This is a genomic window from Chloroflexus islandicus (assembly GCF_001650695.1).
GTDB classification, from domain to species: domain Bacteria; phylum Chloroflexota; class Chloroflexia; order Chloroflexales; family Chloroflexaceae; genus Chloroflexus; species Chloroflexus islandicus.
In genome coordinates this window covers 1-22,079 of record NZ_LWQS01000075.1, presented here as the reverse complement: position 1 = coordinate 22,079, position 22,079 = coordinate 1, and the positions used below count along the sequence as shown (strand labels likewise).

Here is a 22,079-nt window from a genome sequence, read left to right as displayed (position 1 = left end):
CCTCCCTTAAGAACGCAAGCGCGGCGGCAAGAATGTCAATTCACACACCTCACACAAGCGAGGCCATGCGGGTGCTGCTATCACTTTGTTCTGAGTATTAGCTAGAATACCGGGATGAAAGTGTTCAAGCCAGTTACGCTCAAATTCATCAACTGCGGCACGCACCAACTCTAGCGCAGCTTCTGCAATCGAACGGGGCAGGTAGAGATGCGTATGAATAGCCTCACCGCGAAGTTTAGTAAAGCAAGGCGTGCTGCCGTGTTGTACCACGTCTATGTCCAGCGTCGTTCCGCTCCAATACGGATGCAAAGACGGGGCATTTGATCCTAGTCTTACCTTCATCCCAGCTTGTTTTAAGTTAAGACGGCTCCCTCTCGCCAATGTGTTACGCATACTATCCGCACCGCTGTGCTCAACGAGGTTCTTGAAACCATCGATTTGGTCAGTCTGTGACAGAGTAAACACCGTTACCGGTGGATTGTTGCCTATTTCAATATCAAGACTATTGTTTAACCAACTTATACATAACCGAGCCTTCAACAGAAACTCTTCGAGCGCGGCTGCCCGTAAATAGGCTGAACGATAATCCTCGTTTTTCTCGATCAATCGCTCGATCTTTGCTAGCTCATCGCGAACATAAGCAAGCAGTCGCTTCGGCTGGGCAAACAGCGAATCAGCAGGACTAGATGAACCTTGCTTAGATAAACCTTGCTTCAGCGCAAGATGCTTGTTGAGCAGCTCAAGCGCTGCTTGGTTTGCTGTGACGGTCAAGGCAACACTGGGCCAAATATCACCTAACTCGTCAATACTCCATGGCACGACATCATCTGGCAACCTTGGATTGAAACTATCTCGCATTTGCTTGGCAAGCGCATAGTCACCATTTTCCCATGCTTCATACATCTCAAAGAGACGAGCTACTACTGTAACCTTATCTCGATCACTTTTTTCAAACAGCGGTTCACCCGCCGTATCATCGATTTTCCATGCCATTGCACCACGAATACCGCTTGTTTCATCTTTGCCTAGCATAGCTAGCGCATTCCGAAAGCTGTAACTCTCGTACAACCGCCGCACCTGCTCCCAATCGCGCAGGTGGAAGGCTTCGTAGGGATTGGCAATCTGGCCGATCTTGCAGGTGTAGCCATACGGACGGCGCCAATCTGGATCATACTTATCGAAATCGACGTAGGTGATCGGCAAACCTGAGTGGGCAGCGTAGAAAAACGCGCCAGCAATCATGCTTTTCTTTGCGCCGGTAATATCGACCACGTTGGTATAGCCTGCAGGCGGTTGCGCTTCCGATTTTTGAAATTCTTCAAGAAGCGTTCGGAACACTTGGGTGGGTGAGTCCGCCGGTAATTCGCGTATCTGAATATCTTTTTTCGATAATTGCGGACGGAACTCTTCAGGTAAGTTTGGATTGCCAACTAAATACAAGATGAGCTGGCTCAAATCATGGCCGTATTCCTTACCTTTCTTATTACCGTAACGTTGATTGAGAATCAAAATAATTCGTTGTGGTCGCAAGACACAAATAGTTTGCAATAAGGGTTCAAACGACTCACCAACTGTTAATGCTAACGTATGAACAGGCCGTCCAACGCCTTGCAAACGGCGCGGATTATCGTTTTTTGCCGCTTTTAATTCCTCACCAAGCAATTCATCAATATAGCACCAGTAACCGGGTTTCTCTTCCCAGTACTCGAGGGTGCGGTCTGTCACATTTCTTTTCGTTAGCTGTTGACCCATCTTTTTCGCTCCATTTTCAAATCACTCCCCCAAACTCTACCACCCCTCCCCACCGTATCCATCCCCACAACTGTTGATTGTTCCTCAGCACCACTGCTGATCCGCCGGCGCGAGCGGTTTGCTATACTCGTTCGATGAAGGTGGCGAAGTGTTCGCGGATGAAGCGGTAGTTAAGCGTCTCTTCAGGCGGTACCTCCCACACATTCCGGCATTCGGCGAGGATGTTGGTTTTGTGCGTGTTGACCGTGCTGAGCGAGATTGATAACCGTTCGGCGACTTGGTCGGGGCGCAGGCCTTGCGCGAAGGCGCGGAGGACGTCGCGTTCGCGCGGGCTGAGTTGTTCCCAGACTCGGCGGCAGCGCGGGTCTTCGACCGCGGTGAATTGGCGCAAATAGACGGGCAGGTTAGCCGGTGTGAGTTGGGCGAGATCGCGCAGGGCGGGGAAATAGGCCCCCCACGGGTTGAGCGGGACGGTTATCAGCCGCACGCCGTCTTCAGGGTTGACATGCATCTGCGCGCCGTCTTTGACCCGCGCTAGCGTCGCTTCGGGGGTGTGCATGTGCCACAGGCGGTCGCTGAAGTCGCCGAAGATGGTGATGACTGCGGTGGCCAACAGGGCGAGCATGCGCCTCCCGCCGCTGATGCAGAGGTGCAGCCGGCGACCTTCGGTTTTGAGACTGACGATGAGATCGCGGATGGCGGCAAAGGCTGCCTCGGCGTCACTTTCATTGCGGATATCGTCAAGTTCGTTGCCGTTGCGGGTGATCGGGACATGACGCAGCCGGCAGCGCCGTCCGGCATAGTAGTCGTCAACAAATTCGGCTTGCAGCCGCTGCCATGCCTGCCGGGTGCGCGGGTTGGCAAACGAGAGGTGCAAGACGTAGACTTCGCTGATGGCTTCACCCTGTGCGAGCAGCGCATCGAGGGCGAAGGTGACGACTTGGGGCTGGCCGCCGAGGGTGGCGATCAGCGTAACTGGTTGATGCAGCGTCATACATGTGCTTGGCTTAAACTTGATGCGCTTTATGATAGCATATCTGGTGCAAGGGTGGTGGGGCGAATTGCCGCCAAGAGACGCGAAACAGGGTTGGCTCTTGCCTAGTGGGAAAAGGGTTTTGGGAGAAATGAGGGTCAAACCAGAACAAGGCAAGGTCGAGCGCATTCCAAAGCGCTATGCTTGAAAGAGGGCTGGGCAAGGGCAAGAGTGGCAAACGTCGTTGCAAACAGATTAGTCCTTCTATATGTATCCTATGAATCCATTTCCGGCAGTGATGATCGGCGGCCCGCCCCATAGCGGCAAGTCGGTGTTGGTGTATGCGCTGTCGCAGGCGCTGCGGCAGGCGCAGGCAGCTCACTATGTGTTGCGGGCTTGCCCCGATGGCGAAGGTGATTGGAGCCAAGAGACGCCGGCGGATCAGGTGCGGCTGTTGCGCCAGAAGGGCCAATTCAGCAGCGCGTTCGTCGAGCGGGTGCGCCGTGATATTGAGCGCCGCCATTTGCCGTTGTTGGTTGATGTGGGAGGTAAGCCAACGCTTGAGCAAGAGCAGATTTTGCGCGCTTGCACTCACGCAGTGCTGCTGGCGGCTACGCCGGAGGGGTTGGCCGAGTGGCGTGAGCGCGCTGAGCGGTGCGGGTTGATTCTGATCGCCGAATTGCAGTCGGTGTTGTATGGCGAGGATCGGATCGATGAGGCAACGCCGGTGTTGCGCGGTGTCATAAGCAAGTTAGAGCGGCAGCATCTGCCCGATGGGGTGATGGTGCAGAAGCTGGCCGAGCGCTTGCAACATCTGTTTGCGTTCACGCCGGAAGAGCTGCGGGAACGGCTGTTTCAACAGGCGCCAACCGAGTTGATCGTCGATCTTGACCAGCTTGCGCGGGCTGATGGTATCACGCGCTGGCAACCGGCTGACCTGCCCCGTGTCTTAGCCGAGATTCCGCCTGCCGATCTTTCGATCCATGGGCGCGGCCCAAATTGGCTGTACGCCGCGCTCGCGTTGCACGCTGCACCGCAACCGGTGTTTCTGTTTGACCCGCGCTTGGGTTGGGTGCAGCCGCCAGTGGTAGAACGTGGTGATCAGCCGTCAGCCGCGCTGCAATGGACGCTAACCCCCAAGCTTGGCTTCACGTGGCTAGAGGCCAAGCCGGCCCAACCCCATCTCGATTATGACGAGCTGCAGCACATGATTGCCCCTGCCCTCGATCCGCAGCGCGGCGTGATCCTCAGCGGCAAGCTGCCGCTCTGGTTGCTGGTCGGGCTGGCGCTCGCCTATCGCCAGCATCCGTGGCTGGCCGTGGTGCAAGCCCAACAGTACAGCAACGGGATTATCGTTCTGAGCCGCGATGAGCAGTATCGCCTTGGGGATGTGGTGCGGATCGGGTGAAGAGTGGTATCCAGCAGTGACCCGCAGTGACTCGCTCCCGCCGGGCAAGAGCGGAGAGAGAGGTGAGGGTACACCATCGCCCAAATGGCCTGCTGTCATTGCGAGGGAGCGGCGGCACCCAGCCGCGCTGGGTGGCGCCCGACCGAAGCAATCTCCCCCTTCAGCGCAACCAATGGCTCAATGGGTGCGCCTCTCGCCCTCGCAGGGGATTGCTTCGCCGCCTCCGGCGGCTCGCAATGACAAAGGGGAAGTGACGCTTCCCCCAAAACCCTCTGCGCCCTCTGCGATCTTCGCGCCTTGGCGTTTGAATCCTCGGCGCCTTTGCGTTGACTCCCTCACCCCCCGGCCCCCCTCTCCCACCTTTTGGCGGGAGAGGGGAGCCGCGTGGGTTGCGGCAGAGGCCTGAGAAAGCGGGAGCGGGGCTAGGGGTGAGGGCTACTCCCCTCCCCCAGCGGGGGAGGGGTCGGGGGTGGGGGCAACATCACCGCTCGGCGCGCAATGACAACTGGAGCGGGAGCAATAATAGCCACAAAAACTCACAAACGACACAAAGAATGGTTACATATGTGTCTTTTGTGTCTCTTTGCGGCTATTCCCTACCACAACCCTCTGCGCCCTCTGCGATCTTCGCGCCTTTGCGTTTGAATCCTCTGCGCCTCTGCTTGCTTTGCGCCTTTGTGATTGACCCTCACCCTTCAAAACAATAGATCCCAAACGGCGCTAACCGCACCTCTTCCCCCAACCCGCGCCGCTCGCGAATGAGTGGGAAGAGCCCGAGGATGTCGCCGCCGAGGCGTTGGGTGGCAATGAAGCGGCTCGGCAGCGCGCCGAGATTAACCACGCCAATCAGACTGCGCTCGCCGAGGGTGCGGCGGATGGCGAGCACATCATTTGGGGTAGCGCTGAACGGCTGCCAATCGATCACGCCATGGCGCAGCGCCGGTTCGCGCCGCCAGAGGTTGAGCAGGCGCGGCAAGAGGTGATGATCGGCAATCTCTTGCCCATTCCAAAGTGCCGGCGTCAAGCCGCTGAACAGCATCACGGCCCATAACGCCTGCGCCAGCCGCGAGCCGCGTAAGCCGTCGGCCAGCGGGTTGCAGTCGGCAGTATCGTGCATTTCGAGGAAGCCGATGCGGTAGGCGGGAGGGTAGAGTTCGGCGTAATCAGCTTGATAGGCGCACCATTCAGCCGGTGTGATCCGGCGCATAGCAAGGTGAATCAGCATGTGATGGCTGGGATAATCGAACCAGCCGCTGGCACATTGGGCCGAACGCGGCCCGGATAGGGTGCAGAGAACGGTCAGATGCGGGCGCGCGGCAGCGATTTCGCTCACAGCTTGGGCCATCAATGCGGCGCCGGCGCTGGCCTGCAACGGTGGCCGGCGGATCCACGCTGGGGCAGCCGGGTATGGCGCCACTACCCGCAAGCCGTCAAGCGCAAAGTGATCGACCTGCGCAATCACCCACTGCTGCCAGTACAACCGCCAGTCGTTCCGCGTCCAGTCGAAATGGTAGCCGCCGGCCAGCAACGCCACGCCGGGATGGCGCGCCGCTGCCGGAGCATCGGACGGAATGCCGATCGCGAACGCGCCAGCGTCGTCGCGCACAAACCATTCGGGGTGTTCGTTGAGGTAGCGCGAGTCGGGGGCGCAGCCTTGCATCGCCACATCGAGCAACACCCGCATCCCATGCTGATGGGCGGTTTCGATCAGGCGGCGAATGGCTGGCTCATCGCCACATGCCGGATCGATCCGTTCGAGGTCACTGATCAAGTGCGGTCGCTCACCAACCGTATGCCACGGCAACAGGCCGAGCGTATCAACCCCTAGCGCTACCAATTCCGGTAGGTGCGCACATAAGCCATCGGCGCCGCCGTATTGGCGCAGATCGGCGACGTATAGCACAGCATCGCGCAGCCATGCCGCTGGCGGCTGTGGCAATGGCGTCAGCGCACGGTAAACCGCCAGCGCCTCCGGCCACGGTTGCGCTACCAACACAATGTGTTGCGGCCCGACCGTTAACCGCTGATCAGAACGCAGCCAGCTCGCTACCGCAACCTCATAAGCTAACGACACCGCTTCGTGACCGCCTTGCACGTAGGGCAGCGCCGCTTCATCATCACCGGCATACCAGCACAGTAGGGTCAGCGATAGTTCGTCGTTCCACAACGCCATCACCCCCGCCCCCTGCGTTGGCGCCGGCTCGAAGGCGCTGCCGCCCCGCAAACCCGGCGCGAAAAAGCGGCGCGGGAGAATGGTGCGATCTTGGGTCGCCGCAATCGCTAGTGGCGCGCGGGGCCGCACACTATTGCCCGGCGCCTCGAAGAGACAATGGTTCGATTCGCCGACCCGAGCATGCGGTACTACCAACCGCACACCGTAAAGCCGCAGATCATCGCCACTGACATTCTCGATCTCGATCCAACGCTTGATAGTGTCGCACCCGATCTGATAATGGTCGAAGATTTTGAGCGGGCCTAGCCCAACGATGATCGTCATCACAAGCTGATCATCGTTGGCGCTCACCCGATGCCACAGATAGCGGGCAAAGGTGCGGCTGGTGATCCAGCTCGCCGGCCCGCCCAACGCGACATCAACCCCGGCGATCGCCGGGCCATGCCCCAGAACATTCAAACTGTCATGGCGTTGGAGATGGATTAATGCGCCGCTGTCGGTTGACCAGCCAAGCGTGTAATCGTTGGTGCGGAGAATGATGTGATCGGACTGTTCAGAGAGTTCGTAACTCATGCAGCAACCGGTGTCGCCGGCAGAGGGTTCTGAGTTGGCGATATGTGTGCGACGCTCACGCGCGCATAGTGGAGAGATTATAACACGAAGCGTCGAGACTACTCTGCTGTAGCCTCGCTCTGCGCACGTCGCTGGTTATCGAATCTTTCCTTTGCTTTCGTTGGACGCAATGGTATACTTACACTGTAAGTAAACAACGTTTATTTTTGCGAGTACTGCAATGCCGCGCCCACCCAAAACCCAACAGATGCCTCATCTGCCGGAGGTGATCAAACAAACCGCATGGCAGCAAATCGCCGAATACGGCGCACCGGCGCTGAGTCTGCGCGCAATTGCCCGCGCCATCGGTATTACTGCGCCGGCAATCTATAACTACTACCCTGACCGTGATGCGCTGGTGACGGCGCTGATCATCGATGCGTACACCTCGTTCGGCGACGCGCAATTAGCCGCGCGCGACGCAGTTCCGGCTGATGACCTCGTTGGTCGATTGCATGCCACTGGCATCGCCTACCGGCAGTGGGCGATCACGTACCCGGAACGGTACCAGCTCATCTTTGGCACGCCGATTCCCGGTTATGTCGCGCCGGTCGAGCAGGTGCTGCCGGCAGCGGCGCGCGCCTTGAGCGCGTTGGTGAGCGTGATCGAGGCATTGCGGCTGGCGGGCCGGTTACGCGCGCCGCGGCTCCCTGAGATTCATCCGGCTTATCAACCAATGTTCGCGCAGTGGCAGCGTTACGGCGGCCACTGCGATCCGCAGAGTTTCGCCCTCGCGATTGTGATTTGGGCCCGCGTTCACGGCTTCGTCTCGCTTGAAATCGGCCATCAAATTCCGCCGTTTGGCGCCGATGGCGCGGCCCTGTACCGGTATGAACTCGATCGCATTCAGCACCAATTTGTGGCCACTTTAGCGGAGGGTGATCAATAGAGGATTGGGGAGGAGAATCGTGATGAATACGGTAATCTTAGACGGTTCCGCTGCCGGTGACCGCCGCGGGGAACGGGTGAGGCAGGCGCTCCTTGATCAGCTTGCGGCCCACCACCATGATACCCGCATCATTACCCTCCGCGAGCACAAGATTGGCAACTGCGCCGGCGATTTCTTCTGTTGGGTGCGCAATCCCGGCCAGTGTATCGTGGCCGATGACAATCGCGCGATTGCGGCAGCTATGATGGCGGCTGATCTGGTGGTGTATGTAACACCGATTACCTTCGGCGGGTATAGTTCGCTGCTCAAGCAAGCGGTCGATCATCAGATTCAGAATATCGCCCCCTTTTTCGTCACCCTCAACAATGAAACCCACCACGAGCGGCGCTATGAGCGTTACCCCAGCTTGCTGGCGATTGGCTGGCAAGCCGAAGCAGATCCGCGCCGCGAAGCGATCTTTCGCCATCTCGTCTGGCGCAATAGCCTCAACTTTTACGCTCCTGTCACGCACTGCGCGATTGTCACCGGCGATCCGGCGGAAGCCGAACTCACCGCGCAGATGGCCGCTGCACTCACGGCTATCACCCACACCGAGACGATGAGCACCCCAGAGCTGCCGGCACTGCCAGCCAGCGTTACCTTCGATACCCCGCCGCACACTGCCGTGCTGCTGGTGGGAAGTCCCCGCACACGCCACAGCACTTCGCATTCACTGGGTGAGTATCTGATGCAACAACTCGCCGCACGCGGCGTCGCCACCAATACTGCATTTCTCTACACCACGCTCGGCCAGCCGGCCAAGCTGCAAGCGCTGTTCGACCAACTCGACACGACCGATCTGATTGTGCTGGCCTTCCCACTCTACATCGATACGCTCCCCGCGCCGGTGATCCGGTTCCTCGAACTGCTCGCTGCCCGTGCGCATCCAGTCCAACCCCAACGCTTTGCCGTGATCGGCAATTGTGGCTTCCCCGAAGCGCACCAGCTCGCAAATGCGCTGGCGATCTGCGCCGAGTTTGCCCAAACCGCTGGCTTCACTTGGCAAGGCGGGTTGGCGCTCGGCGGCGGCGAGCTGGTGCATGGCGATCCGTTAGCTGGTATGGATGGGAGAGCGATGCCAATCCGTGCAGCGCTGGCGCTGGCGGCTGAAGCGTTGGCGCAGGGGCAACCGATCCCCGCTGCCGCTCAAGACCGGCTGAACCGCAATGTTGTTCCGGCATGGATCTACCGGCTGGTAGGCAGTGCCGGCTGGCATCTGCAAGCCATGCGATGGGGTGTTCACAGCGAGCTGTACCGGCAACCGTATCGCGCGAAGTGAGCCGGTATTGGGAAAGGCGAGCCGGACGTCTGTCTGGCTCCGCCAAGACGCAGAGATGCTTAACGCAAAGGCGCGAAGGACGCAGAGAACGCAAAGGGTTTTGGGGAAGCACCGCTCCCCACATGGCATTGCGAGCCGCCTTCGGCAGCGACGGCAATCCCCCGCGAGCACGGGAACAACCGCTGCCGGCCTTGGGTTCCGCCACACCAGTGCTGGTTTGTCGTTCCCGGCGAGGCGTCCCACCCGCTTCAGCAGGGGATTGCTTCGGGCGCTGCGCGCCCTCGCCATGACAGATGGGCGCGCCGCCGCTCCCCACATGGCATTGCGAGCCGCCTTCGGCAGCGAAGGCAATCTCCCGCGAGCACGAGAGCTATGTCTGAGCTGGTTCGTTCCGCTACAGCGGGAGATTGCTTCGGTCGGGCAGTACCCAGCGTGGCTGGGTGCTGCCACTCCCTCGCAATGACAATCGGACAGTGGGAGATTGCTTCGTTCAGGCGGCTCCCAGCGTGGCGGGACGCCGCCCCTCCCTCGCAATGACAATCGGACAGTGGGAGATGGTATACCCTCACCCCCTGCCCCTCTCCCACTCACGCGGGAGAGGGGCGCTGCTTCATTCCGCGTGAGCAAGTGCCTCTCCCGCTTACCCGGTCGCTCCCCCTCTCCTGCCGAAAGGTGGGAGAGGGGGTTGGGGGGTGAGGGCATCAGCCCGCGCAGCGGGCTTCGTAACCCTAGCCCGGCCCTTCAGGGCCGGGTTTCCTGCCCAGCTATGCCTGAGCTGGTTGGTTCCGCTATCGGGGGAGATTGCTTCGGTTGGGCAGCTCCCAGCGTGGCGGGACGCCGCCCCTCCCTCGCAATGACAATCGGAAAGCGGGAGATGGTATACCCTCACCCCCTGCCCCTCTCCCACTGGCGCGGGAGAGGGGCGCTGCCGCATCCCGCGTGAGTAGTGCCTCTCCCGCTTACCCGGTCGCTCACCCTCTCCCGCCGAAAGGTGGGAGAGGGGGTTGGGGGGTGAGGGCATCAGCCCGCGCAGCGGGCTTCGTAACCCTAGCCCGGCCCTTCAGGGCCGGGTTTCCTGCCCAGCTATGCCTGAGCTGGTTGGTTCCGCTATCGGGGGAGACTTACGCCACACACCTGCTTACACCGCAATCTGCTCAGCAGCCGCATGCGCGGCAAATGCCAAGATCGCCGGCCAATCCCAACCTTGCCAGAAGCCATAGACCACACCGGCGCGGAAGATGTCGCCAGCGCCGGTGGTGTCGGCAACGGTCTGTGCTGGCGGCGTTATCGCGTGCCATTGGCCGGCCACCAACACGCGCGCCGGCTGTGAACCAGCCGTCACAAAGACCGGCGCGCCTCGTACCCGATGCAGCGCCGCGGCCCGTTCGTGCGGGTTGGGGCCGAGCAATGCCGCCGAGGTGACAATTACATTGGCAGCCTGCGTGAGCGGCTCGGCTGGATCAAACGCATCGCCGGCGACGACTAACCGGTTGAGCTGGCGCGCAGTTTGCGCGACTTCTGCGGTATGCAGGCCGTAACGGCTCACGCTGACGATTTGGGCCGCGGCTATCGCTGCCGGCGACGGCGGCGCGGCGGTGGTTCCGTCCCGGAGGGCGATGATCGTGCGTTCGCCATCAGGTGTGATGAGGATGTGGCAAATGGGGGTAACGCTGCCTAGATCACGTTCGATATGCGCTGCCAGTTTGAGGGTATGCAACGCTGCCGCCACCACCTCACCCGCCGGATCGTATCCCAACCGGTCGCCGTAGAGGTGCAGCGGCGCTCCCCATCGCGCCAACGCACGCGCCTCGTTGAGCGCATTGCCGCCCGCTGACCAAGCGCTGCGCAGGGCATGCACGCCGCTGCCCGGCGTGGGCCAGCGCGGCAGCCAGATGCGCAGATCGGCGCAGATTGAACCGTAGCAGAGAATGGGGGACATAGGATCGGGAATAACAGAGGGGCGACGCAAGCGCCGCCCCTCCGCTGTTATCACACACCCGCCGGCGCCGGTGAAGGCTGGCCGCGGTTGTTGTTCGCGTGCGACCCGTTCTGAGTGTTGGCCGGTGCGGGCATCCGGCTGAGCGCGATCCGCAGCACTTCATCCATCGACGAGACTGGGATCAGGTTCAGCTCGCGCCGCACCTTCTCCGGCAGCTCGCTGATGTCTTTGGCGTTCTCTTTCGGCAAGATGAAGGTGCGGATGCCGGCCCGATGCGCGGCCAGCGTCTTCTCTTTCAAGCCGCCGATCGGCAATACCTTGCCGCGCAGCGTCACCTCGCCGGTCATCGCCACGTCGCGCCGCACCGGCGTACCGGTGAGCGCGCTGACCAACGCCGTCGTCAGCGTGATCCCCGCCGAAGGGCCATCCTTCGGCACCGCTCCTTCGGGGATGTGAATGTGAATATTCGTCTCCTCGAAGGTATTGGGATCGATGCCGAAATCGGCGGCGCGCGACCGCACATAGCTGACCGCCGCTTGCGCGCTCTCTTTCATCACCTCGCCGAGCTGGCCGGTCAGTTGCAGTTGGCCCTTGCCCTTAAACGGCAACACCTCGATGCTGAGAATATCGCCGCCGGCGCTCGTCCACGCCACACCGGTCGCCACACCGACTTCGTCTTGCTCTTCGACCATCCCGAAGGTGAAGCGCTCAGGGCCGAGGTACTTGACCACTGCCGCTTCGTCGATCACTACCTTTGGCGGCGTCTCGCCGCTCGCTTCGGTCTGCTCGGCCACCTGCCGCGCCACCTTGCGGCAGAGGCTAGCAATCTCGCGCTCGAGGCTGCGCACGCCGGCTTCGCGGGTGTATTCGCGAATCAGCTTCAAGATCGCACCCTCGGTAAACTCGATCTGCTCCTCTTGCAAACCGTGGAACTCGCGCTGCTTGGGAATGAGGAAGCCGCGCGCAATTTCCAATTTCTCATCCTCGGTGTAGCCGCTGATCTCGATGATCTCCATGCGATCGCGCAGCGGCAGCGGGATCGGTTCGAGCTGGTTGGCGGTAGCGATGAAGATCACTTTGCTGAGATCGAACGGGATCTCAAGGTAGTGATCGCTGAACGCATTGTTCTGCTCAGGATCGAGCACCTCGAGCAGGGCCGAAGTCGGGTCGCCGCGGAAGTCGATCCCGATCTTGTCTACCTCGTCGAGGATGTAGACCGGACTCTTCGACTTGACGTTCTTCATCGCCTGAATGATCCGTCCGGGCAGCGCGCCGATATAGGTGCGGCGATGGCCGCGAATCTCGGCTTCATCGCGCACGCCGCCAAGGCTGGTGCGCACGAATTTGCGGCCCAACGCGCGAGCAATGCTGCGCCCCAGACTGGTCTTGCCCACGCCGGGAGGGCCGACAAAGCAGAGGATCGGCGAGCGCAGTTTGTCGCCGGCCAGCTTGCGCACGGCCAGATATTCGAGGATCCGCTCTTTGACCTTCTCGAGACCGTAATGATCGGCATCGAGCACCTTCTGCGCCTCGGTGATGCTGATTTCAGGCAGCTCCTCGTCGGCCCACGGCAACGAGAGGATCCAGTCGAGGTAGGTGCGGATCACCCCCGACTCAGGGTTGTTCATACCCTGCTGGGCCAACCGCTTGAGCTCGTGCAACGCCTGATTCTTAACGTACTCCGGCGCATTCAATTCGTGAATCTTCCGGCGCAGATCGTCGATCGGATCGTCGCCTTCTTCGTCTTCACCGAGCTCACGGCGAATGACCCGCAACTGCTCGCGCAGGAAGTATTCGCGCTGGCTCTGATCGAGCACCTCTTTGGTATCTTGCTGGATCTTCACCCGCAGCTTGAGCAGCTCAAGCTGGCGCGCCAAGACCAGATACGCCTTGCGCAAGCGCTCGACCGGATCGAGCGTGTTGAGGATGTCTAGGCGATCTTTGAAGTCGAATGCCGGCCCCCACGTCACGATGTCGGCCAAATGGCCCGGACGGTCAATGCGATGCACGAATTGCACCGCCTCTTGCGGCACTTCGCCGAGGTGCTCGACAAACTCATCAACCTGCTGCTTGACCGTCTCCATCAGCGCTTCGACTTCGAGACCGGTGACGACCGGATCGGTCACTGGCCGGCAGCGCACCCGGTAGAAGGGGGTAATCTGCACCGCTTCGATAATCTGCGCCCGGCTCTGGCCCTCAAGGATGACGCGCGCTGTGCCGTCATTCAGCTTAGCGAACTCTTGCAATTGGGCAATCACGCCGATTGGCGGCAGATTCTGCGGTTGGTTGCTCTTGTAGCCTTCGAGCTGATGCTCACGCACAAAAATCAACAACACATCACGATCTTCATCCCATGCCCGTTCCATGGCGCGGTAGGACTTCCCCTGCGGCACCTGCAACGGGATGGTCATGTGCGGCATTATCACCATCTCGCCGAGCACCACCATCGGCAAGCGGCGCTCAGGCGCTTCAAATTGCTCTTCTTGCTCTTCAGGCACATCATCAAACAGTGACATTGGCTCATTCATAGGTTACGTATCTCCTACGTTCAGAGTGAACGTTGCTCCTGCGGTTTAATCGGCGGCAATGGGCAACATTGGCGCTTGAAATTGCAGTTCGTACAGCCGGGCATACATCCCGCCGCGGGCCAACAATTGGCGGTGGGTGCCCGCTTCGACCACTTCACCCGCCACCACCACGACAATCCGGTCAGCCCGCTGCACAGTGCTCAGCCGGTGGGCAATCACGATGCTGGTACGACCGGCCATCAACCGTTCTAGCGCCTCTTGCACGAGCCGCTCGCTCTCGCTGTCGAGCGAACTAGTCGCTTCGTCAAGGATCAAGATGCGCGGATCCTTCAAAATAGCGCGTGCGATCGCGATCCGCTGCCGTTGGCCGCCGCTCAAGCGCACGCCGCGCTCGCCAACCGGCGTATCGTAGCCTTCCGGCAACTGGCAAATGAACTCGTGCGCGTTCGCCATGCGGGCCGCTGCTTCAACCTCGGCATCGCTGGCCTCGAGCCGGCCATAGCGAATATTGTCGCGGATGCTGCCACTAAACAGCAGCGTCTCTTGCGGCACGATCCCGATCTGTTCGCGCAGCGACCGCATCTGCACCCGGCGCACGTCATAGCCGTCGATGAGGACGCTGCCGGATTGTACGTCGTAAAAGCGCGGGATGAGACTCACGATGGTGCTCTTGCCAGCGCCGCTCGGCCCGACCAGCGCCACCATCTCACCCGGCTCGATCGCCAACGAGAAGTTGCGGAGCACGACCGGCGCGGCTTGGCCGTTCTCGGCCCGCTGATAGGCGAACGACACCTCGCGAAACTCGACCCGGCCCTGCACCGGCGGCAACGGGATAGCATCGGGTGCATCGGCTACCGCCGGCTGCTGGTCGAGCAGCTCGAAAACCCGCGTCACTGCGCCGAGCGCCTCTTGCACTTGGCCGAACAGGCCGGCAAACGCGCCCATCGATCCGGCGACCATACCGGCGTAGAAGAGAAACGCCACCAGATCACCCGGCGTCAACAAGCCCGCGCTCACCAGATAGCCGCCAATCACCAGCATGCCGATTAACACAGCCCACACCGCCAACGACATCGCCGGCTGGAAGAGCGCGCGCACCCGCGCCCGCTTCATCGCTGCGGCAAAGGTGGCTTCGATCGCCGTCCGAAACCGTTCGATTTCATACGGCTCGCGCCCGAACGAACGCACCACCCGCACCCCGGCCACCGTCTCTTCGAGCACGCTGGTCGCGTCGGCCAGCCGATCTTGCACCGTGGTTGAGATCCGGCGCAGCCAGCGCCCAAAGACAATCGCAATCGCCACCAGCGTGGGCACTAGCACCAGCGCCAACCCGCTGAGCTGCCACGAAACCACGATCATCAAGACTACCGCGCCAACCAACTGGATCACGCCTTGCAGCAGCGTGGCCAGATTGGTTGTCACTGTCGTTTGAATCAACGTCACGTCGTTCGTAATCCGTGACGTAATCTCACCAGTGCGGCGCTGCTCGAAAAAGGCCAGATCAAGCCGCTGAAGCTGCTGGTAAGCCGCTAGCCGCAGATCGGTCACTACCCGTTCACCCACAAACGTCAAGCTATAGGTCTGGATCAGACCGGCTACCGCCTGCCCGATTGCCACCAAGCCCAGCAGCAAGGCAATCTGCGCAATCGGCAGCGCCTGATCGCCGGTGATCAGATTGACGATCTGACCAATGGCCAACGGCATCACCAAGCCCAAGCCGGCGCCGATGACCATCGCAATCAGCGCGACCGCCATCCACCCCCGGTACGGACGGAGATAGCCAAGCAGACGTTGCCAACTCGCGCCTTCCGGCAGCGCAGGCGGGCGAGTCAATTGCAGCCGTAATCGCACCAAGCATCACTCCTCGAACGAACGCAGACGTTGCTGCGATTCGTTACTTCAAGCCAGCCGTCCCGTCTCACTCCGTTCGAGGGCCCGCACCATACCGGCCAGCACCCCTTCCAACAATTCCAGCAACCGCTCGGCCTCCGCTGCCGGCAAGTGGCCAAGCGCCGCGTGGATCTGCTCGCGGCGAGCCTGCTTGATGGCGGCAATCATGGCAATGCCGCGCGCTGTAATCTGCACCATCACCTGCCGGCGATCACGCTCATGGCGGGTACGCTCGACCAGTTGCTTATCGAGCAGACGATCAATCACACCGGTGAGTGCCGCCGCCGACTGCTGCGTCGCCTCGGCCAGATCCGACATCTTGCATTCGCCGTTAGTTTGGGCCAGATGGAGCAGCGTGTAGAACTGGGTCAACGTGAGATTGAACCGGTCGTCGTCGAGCAATTGCACAAACTGGCGCTGCGCCAGCCAACTGATGCGCAGGATCATCTGCTCGATGGCGTCGAGCGTCGAGTGCTCGGTGGTCAGGTTGGGCAGTTCCGATTCGGCCATGCGTTGCCCTAATGCTAGCGCGTATAGATATTCAACAATGTTGAGTATACCAGAAGCAAGCAACGTTGTAAAGGCGAAATATGGAGTGCGGCAGTCAAACTGCCGCACTCCACAGAGCGCAATGCCCCATGCTTCCGGCAACCGTCACCTCACCTGCCATTGAATGGAACAACGGATCAACGGCTCTCACGCAGATACGGTGGCGTACGGCAGTCAAACTGCCGCACGCCAGAGAGCGCAATGCCCCATGCTTCCGGCAACCGTCACCAAACTTGCCATTGAATGGGACAACGGATCAACGGCTCGCACGCAGATACGGTGGCGTACGGCAGTCAAACTGCCGCACGCCAGAGAGCGCAATGCCCTGCGGAGTTCCGCTACGGTGCGCTAGCCTCACACCCCGCCACCAAACACACTGCCGGACGCTGCAAGAGCGGCAGCCAGATCGTGGGGTTGAGATCGAGCCGGTGCGCGCCGGGATCGCCCCAGATCGCCGAGCCGCGCACATCACGACCGTTGACGCGGAAGGTGACCGTTCTGCCGGCTATGCCGCAGCCTTCGCTGCCCGGTTGGGCCGCAGCCACGTCGATGATGTAGGCCGGCCTGCCATCGATCAGTTGCACCTGTGCGCTACCACACACGGTACCGTTGATCAGGGCCTCGACGGTCTGGCCGGGGCTGAAGGTGGTGTTATCGAGTGGCGCGATATAGCCGTAGTAGGTCGTGGGCGGCTGCGGCAGCGCCGATTGCAGCGCGGCGCCAGCGAGCGACGCTGCACCGGCAGGGCCGGCATCGGTGACGAACACCCAATAGCCGCGCCCGAAGGCAAGACTGGTGAGTGTGTTGACCAGCGGTTCAAAGGCGGGTGATACGGTTGGATCGTAGCGTTGCCAGCGGTTATGTGTCTCATCGTAGCCGTAAACGATCCGGTAGTGGCGGGCATCGGCATTGAGCCGGCTGAAGGCAGCCGGTACCGTTTCGCCGGCCCACGGGTAGGCAAGCAGGTTCCAACCCAGCGCCGGACGTAGTGTGGTGAGCAGCGTGTAAAAGCCCGCTCCCGCCGAATCGCCGGCCAGTTCGCGCCGCTCGCGATCGCGCCGGTAAACAGCTAGTTCGCGCCATGCCTGATCAGTCGGGTTGTAGGTAAAGATGCTCAACCCGCCGGCAGTGCCGGGAGGCAGACTGGCTTCGTCATAGCTCAGATTGATCGAAAAGCCGGTCAGATTGGTGGCGCTTGTCCCGCTCAACCAGTACCCCGAACCGACCTGTTCCGTCCACGGCGGTGGCGCCGCCGGCGCGCGGGTGGCCGCCTGAAATGAGATGAGATCTCCCGGCCCAAACACCCCTTCCAGATCGTAGACCATCGCTTGCCCGTCGAGCGAAGCCGGCGCATCGTTGGGACAGGTTTGCAAGCGCGGGTTGCAGGGCCGGCGTTGGCTCAGCACCGGCGATCCGCTGGCGGTAGTGCGTGGGGTGTCCTCCGGGTAGTAGTACAGGCTCACATCGGTCACCGTTTCGCGGCGCGGCGCCGGTTCATCGACCCAGATCTGCAACAAGGCCTGCTCGAAGGGCGCTGGCGCCGTGATGTCTGCTTGCGCGACTCCGCCGCTGAACGGCAAGGTGACGCTCGCCGAAGGCTGGCCGTCGAGCGGGAAGAGGCGGGCGCGCAACGGCGCGCTGATCCCTTCCGCTCGCACCGTCACCCGAATACGCTGGCCGTCGAGCGGCTCGATCCGGATATCGGGCTGCCAATCAGGCCGTTCAGCCACCGTGAGGGTGGTCTGGCCGTTGACAATCGCTTCGACACACCCCAAGCGGCGCACCGCCGGCTCGAACAAGCAGAGCCGATCGCCGGGGCGCGCGCCGCGCGCTTCGAGCTGATCGCGCACCGGCGCACCCAGATCGATCAGGCGGTCGGTGACGCCATTGCCATCATCATCAGCAAAGAGAAATCCGCGCGCGCTGCGATCCGGTTGTAGCCTGATCTCATCGCCGCCAAAGGCCAATAACAGGCTGAAGGTGCTCTGGCGCACGGTGCGGGCCGGTTCATCCAGCGGCATGTCAATCACCTCGGTCAGATTGGCCGGCAGCGTATTGGGGCCGGTGATCTGATTGAGCGTGTCTGGACGGCGGGCGGCCAGCGCCGGGTAAAAGGCGACGATAGTATCCCAATCGGCCCGACCGGTTTCGAGTTGCGAGAGAGTATTGGCGCAGAACCGTTCCCAATTGAGGTTGAAGGGATGAAATTCCGACTCTTCTTCGCGGTAAGGATTGTTCATCGCGCCGAGGCAGCCCTCGACGCCAACCAGCACCTTCCGCCCACCCACCGTCGCAAACCCGATGTAGTTGTCTGACAGGAAGAACAGATAGTGGCCAAGCTCATGCGCGAGCGCCCGCGGCCAATCCTCGCCGATTGCACCCCGGCTAGCGCCATACTGGTTCCACGTTGCGCCAATCCGCACCCGGCCCGGATAAAAGACCACCTCATCGCCATTGCCGTTGGTGGTGATCGTCGTCTGCTGCACCACGCCGCCGCGATCAGAATTGGGCCGCAACCGGTTGCTGGCATAGATGCGCACATCGGCCAGATTCCAGCGTTCGCGGTTATGGAAGATGCGCACCCGGCCCAACGCCGCTTGCCCGTTCGTCCAGTCGTAGAGCAATTCAGAGACGCGGCGCAGATCGGTGCGTAGTTGGGCGAGATAACCAGTATCGTTACGCGCATCCCATTCGAGCGACACGTCAAGATCGAACAGCAAAAGCGGATTGGCTGCGCTGACGTTCAAGGCATTGGGCGCACTATCGCTCAGGACGGAAAACACCGGCGGATCGCCGGGAGCGAAGTTGGTGTAGTAGAGCGGGCTCTCGTTCACCAAGGCGCTGATGCTCCACGCCGTTAATGAACCGCCGTCAAAGGCAAAATCGTCTTCGATCACCAGTTGCCACACCCCGGCAATCGGTTCGCCGCGTAGTTGGTCAAGCGGATCAACGGCGCGAAAGACCGCGCCGCCGGTTGGCGGGCAACTTACTCCCGGTGCGGTATCGGTGACGCGCAGCGCAAACCCATCGGCATCACCGCATGCTCGATCAACTAGCCGCACGGCAGTGCCCGCCGGACTGATTAACGTCATGGTGAGATCGCTCACGTAGGTATGGGTGCCGGTGATGGCAATGGTATCAATAAACTGGATAATCCCAGTTTGGGTAATGGTGAGGGTGGCGGTAATCCGATCAGGCCGGTCTGCGGCAATCGGGATGGGGGCATAGCTGCTGGCAAAGGTGCGTAATTCACCCACTGGTTGCAAGACGGCCACCGCATCGCCGTTATTGACGTATCCGGTCAAATTGGCATTGCCGCTTGCATCAGCACGCAAGGGACGGTCACTGGCAAGGATGGGATCAGCCAGCGCCGTACTGCCGGCGGATTGGCGGAAGAAGAGCGCGCCGAGCGATGGCTCCGCCCGTTCACCAACCACCGAGACGCTCACCGCGCCGCTCAACTCGTTACGATAGATGCGCGCTGGTGCGCCAAACCGCACGACAGCCAGATCAGGAGTGCTGCCGCCCACCAACTGGCCCCATGCCACACTGCCGAGATTGGTAGCGCGATTAGCGAGCGTGGCCACGAGGGTAAAGCCGCCGGCGCCGTTGTTCTGCAACAGATGCTCGCCGACGGGCAAGGTTTGGATCACATCGCTGCGCGGTTCGCTGCTCAATGCAACATCCAGCCGGCCATCGCTATTATAATCAGCGGCGGCGGCGGCGATCGCATTTATCCGCTGATCCGTCACCCACGACAACGCCAAGGTAAAGGGTGTATCGGATTGGTGCAGGTAGAGCCGGCTATTCTCGCGCACACTGGCAATAAAGAGGTCATTGCGCCCGTTGCCATCGAAATCAGCCACGAGCACAGCGCGAGTATTGGTATTGGCTGCGTTGTCAGTCCAAATAGGCACATCAATAAAAAATGGCGCCGTGGGCACGCCGGGAAAAATGGTGGTTGGCGCGCCGCGCAAGCCAACCACCAGATCAGGCTGGCTATCGCCGTTCATATCCGCCAGCGCCAAACTGCTGGCGGTAAAACTACCCGGCACCGCTACCAGCGGCGAATCCGGCCCGCCAGCGATGATCGTCGCGCCGAGGTAGTAATAGATTGGATCGAGCTCGCTGCCGATGAACAGATCGGGTTCACTATCGCCATCGATATCGCCCCAGACAATCGTCTGGGCAAAGAGCGGTTGGGTCGTAAACTGCACCGTCACCGTCACCCCACCGCCTACCGGCGTCACCCGATAGATCACGCTCACATCGTTATAATTAGCTTCGGCTAAAAGCAGGTCGTTGCCACTCGTCGCAGCCCACGCCAGCGCCACCGTTTCCCGCGCTGTCGTCGAACTCCAGATCAGGGTAAACACCGGTTGGCCACTGGTATCAACCCCATCGTTGCGCCACAGTTGGGTAGGGAGATTACGCCGGCCAACCGCTAGATCATCGTCGCCATCGTTATCGAAATCAACGACGGCAACTGCCGTAAACCCATCGCTAGCCGCTGACTGCCAAGCCAACTGCAACGGCGTGGCGCTGTCTTGGCTATACAGCAGCGGGGGAACAACGCCGGCCACCCCAATGACCAATACCAAGCATAGTGCAACCAATTGGCGCGCCATAGACCCTCCCCCACCGGGTGACGAGCAGGCAGTGCCGCAGCGCTACCGTACTCCCCTCGATTAAGACCCCATTACCGTCGCCCCACATCACGGGTTCGCGCAGAGCGTAGCATCTTCCCGCGCCAACTGATACCGATCACACTCTTCGGCGGTTGGCCGGCGCGAGCGGACCAGCGCTAGTTCAAGCGCTGGCGCAACATCAATCGGCAACCGGACGACGCTGCCATTCGCGCCGGCAATCGCTACGTCGCTAGCGCTGCTAAACGCGATCGCCGCCGGTACGCCATCGGTTCCCATCCGGGTTATCTCGACACCATCAGCAATCCGCCAGATCTTCGCCGTTTGATCAAATCCAATCGTTGCGATCAGTGTACCACTAGGGTCAAACGCAAAGCCAGCAATGCCGCCGCGATGGGTCGCAGGCAAATCACGCAAGCGGAGCGAGGCGCTCTCACGCAGCAACAATGTGCCTTCATTCGATTCACTCACCACAAGCGACCCGTCAGGGCTAAACTGCGCGCGGCCATTGGCGCGGTCATCAGCCGCTTCAACCACCACCTGCATTGCCCGGTAATCCCAGATCAGGGTTTTGCCGTCGCGGGTGACAATCGCCAGCCACGGTTGGGTTGGGTGGATCGCTGCGCCGGTGATGATGTCGGTTTTCATCAACTGGCTCAGATCGAGCGTTACCAACGGGCGCGTCGTCGATTCTTGCCAGCGCCAGAGGAAGGCATGCAGGCGGCTGCTGGTCACCAGAAGACTGCCATCGGAGTTGAACGCGACCGTGCGTACCCGCGCCTCGTGCGGGATGCTTGCTTGTAACCTGCCGGTCGCCACCTCCCAGATACTGGCTGCGCCATCGGCGCTCGCCGCCGCTAGCCAGCGCCCATCCGGGCTAAAGGCCAACAGCTCGATCGCATCGCTGTGGTGGCGCAATTGCTGGGCCGGGCCGGCAGCATCGCGGAAGAGCGCAATCGCGCCATTTTCGCCTCCCACCGCCACCAAGCCCCGTTGCGGATCGGCGGCCAGCACCGCCGGCGTAAACTGCTGGATATCACCCACGGCCCAAAACCGCACTGTGCCATCAAATGAAGCGGTCACTACCTCGCGCCCATTGGTCAGTCAGCGGGTCTGGCTGATTTGATCGGTGTGGCCACGCAACACGGTGATCGTCTTGCCACTGGTCAAATTGACGAGATAATCGTTGCCGTCATTCGACGCGAGCAACGCTAGCGCACCATCAGGACTGAGCCAGAGATCGTTGAGCGCGGCGCTGAAGGTGGACAACACCAAGGCATCGTCAACACCATTTGTTTCAAGCAAGCGCGTCCCCTCAACCAACACCAGACTGCCCGCCGGAGTGTAGGCCAGCGCACTGATCGGCTGCGTCCCGATCGACTGGCGGGCAAGCTGCTCGCCG

13 protein-coding genes are annotated in these 22,079 nt (G+C 61.0%); 3 read left to right on the top strand and 10 right to left on the bottom strand.

Annotated elements, in window-relative coordinates; translation table 11 throughout:
* Nucleotides 1–6: 6 nt before the first annotated feature.
* Complete coding sequence (locus A6A03_RS15130; protein ID WP_245669014.1) at nucleotides 7–1,725, bottom strand: hypothetical protein; 1,719 nt, start codon at nucleotides 1,723–1,725, stop codon at nucleotides 7–9.
* Between the two features lie 148 nt (nucleotides 1,726–1,873).
* Nucleotides 1,874–2,746 carry a CRISPR-associated ring nuclease gene (locus A6A03_RS15125; protein ID WP_066789960.1) on the bottom strand — a complete coding sequence of 291 codons (873 nt, stop codon included), beginning with the start codon at nucleotides 2,744–2,746 and terminating at the stop codon, nucleotides 1,874–1,876.
* A gap of 256 nt (nucleotides 2,747–3,002) precedes the next feature.
* Between A6A03_RS15125 and A6A03_RS15120 the strand changes: the two genes are divergently transcribed.
* Nucleotides 3,003–4,133: a CRISPR-associated protein Csx3 gene (locus A6A03_RS15120; protein ID WP_066789959.1), complete on the top strand. Its 1,131-nt coding sequence runs from the start codon at nucleotides 3,003–3,005 to the stop codon at nucleotides 4,131–4,133.
* Between the two features lie 688 nt (nucleotides 4,134–4,821).
* On the opposite strand, the gene A6A03_RS15115 is transcribed toward A6A03_RS15120, so the two are convergent.
* Nucleotides 4,822–6,879 (bottom strand): alpha-amylase family glycosyl hydrolase, encoded by a 2,058-nt coding sequence (locus A6A03_RS15115; protein ID WP_066789954.1) that lies wholly within the window; start codon nucleotides 6,877–6,879, stop codon nucleotides 4,822–4,824.
* Between the two features lie 220 nt (nucleotides 6,880–7,099).
* Between A6A03_RS15115 and A6A03_RS15110 the strand changes: the two genes are divergently transcribed.
* A complete protein-coding gene (locus A6A03_RS15110) occupies nucleotides 7,100–7,807 on the top strand; it encodes a TetR/AcrR family transcriptional regulator (protein ID WP_066789952.1) in 708 nt (235 codons plus the stop codon).
* 22 nt (nucleotides 7,808–7,829) lie between these two features.
* Nucleotides 7,830–9,125, top strand: a complete 1,296-nt coding sequence (locus A6A03_RS15105; RefSeq protein WP_066789951.1) for an NAD(P)H-dependent oxidoreductase — start codon at nucleotides 7,830–7,832, stop codon at nucleotides 9,123–9,125.
* 1,138 nt (nucleotides 9,126–10,263) lie between these two features.
* On the opposite strand, the gene A6A03_RS15100 is transcribed toward A6A03_RS15105, so the two are convergent.
* From A6A03_RS15100 to A6A03_RS20920, 7 genes are all read right to left on the bottom strand, one after another.
* Entirely contained in the window at nucleotides 10,264–11,064 is an 801-nt protein-coding gene (locus A6A03_RS15100; RefSeq protein ID WP_066789950.1) for a carbohydrate kinase family protein, read from the bottom strand.
* Nucleotides 11,065–11,114: 50 nt separating this feature from the next.
* Nucleotides 11,115–13,592, bottom strand: coding sequence for an endopeptidase La (lon, locus tag A6A03_RS15095; RefSeq protein ID WP_066789949.1), 2,478 nt, complete (start codon nucleotides 13,590–13,592; stop codon nucleotides 11,115–11,117).
* 45 nt (nucleotides 13,593–13,637) lie between these two features.
* Complete coding sequence (locus A6A03_RS15090; RefSeq protein WP_066789978.1) at nucleotides 13,638–15,443, bottom strand: ABC transporter ATP-binding protein; 1,806 nt, start codon at nucleotides 15,441–15,443, stop codon at nucleotides 13,638–13,640.
* A gap of 48 nt (nucleotides 15,444–15,491) precedes the next feature.
* Nucleotides 15,492–15,992 (bottom strand): MarR family transcriptional regulator, encoded by a 501-nt coding sequence (locus A6A03_RS15085; protein WP_066789948.1) that lies wholly within the window; start codon nucleotides 15,990–15,992, stop codon nucleotides 15,492–15,494.
* Nucleotides 15,993–16,369: 377 nt separating this feature from the next.
* Nucleotides 16,370–20,659 carry an FG-GAP-like repeat-containing protein gene (locus A6A03_RS15080; protein ID WP_066789946.1) on the bottom strand — a complete coding sequence of 1,430 codons (4,290 nt, stop codon included), beginning with the start codon at nucleotides 20,657–20,659 and terminating at the stop codon, nucleotides 16,370–16,372.
* A gap of 87 nt (nucleotides 20,660–20,746) precedes the next feature.
* Nucleotides 20,747–21,760 (bottom strand): WD40 repeat domain-containing protein, encoded by a 1,014-nt coding sequence (locus A6A03_RS15075; protein WP_066789944.1) that lies wholly within the window; start codon nucleotides 21,758–21,760, stop codon nucleotides 20,747–20,749.
* Between the two features lie 21 nt (nucleotides 21,761–21,781).
* The coding region (locus A6A03_RS20920; RefSeq protein WP_245669013.1) for a WD40 repeat domain-containing protein at nucleotides 21,782–22,079 on the bottom strand (298 nt) is incomplete at its 5' end.